This window comes from Halostella sp. PRR32 (assembly GCF_034808085.1).
Classification (GTDB): domain Archaea; phylum Halobacteriota; class Halobacteria; order Halobacteriales; family Natronoarchaeaceae; genus Halostella; species Halostella pelagica.
Genome location: NZ_JAXHGL010000306.1, coordinates 1 through 232, shown reverse-complemented (window position 1 = coordinate 232; position 232 = coordinate 1). Strand labels below are relative to the sequence as shown.

At 65.5% G+C, this 232-nt stretch carries 1 protein-coding gene; it reads right to left on the bottom strand.

Going from position 1 to position 232, the window contains the following annotated elements:
• The coding region (locus tag SM753_RS21205) for a coenzyme F420 hydrogenase/dehydrogenase beta subunit N-terminal domain-containing protein (protein WP_323193008.1) at positions 1–232 on the bottom strand (232 nt) is incomplete at both ends.

The window sequence follows — 232 nt, the reverse complement described above, 5'->3', positions numbered from 1 at the left end:
CCTGGGGATTTTTGTCCGTACGTTTGTGCTCCCAGTGGTGGTGGCTGTGGTTGCCGCGCGCCAGGGTCTGGTTGTATAAGCTCCCGGCGTTCTCGACCTGGTCCTCGGGGCTGGTCGCGAGGAACGACTCCGCCTTCCACGGTTCGTCGTCGCTCTCGGCGTCGTCACCAGCGTCCTCTCGCACCTCCTTGAGGCGGGCGAGATAGACGGCGCGCTGATCGCCACCGAGAGC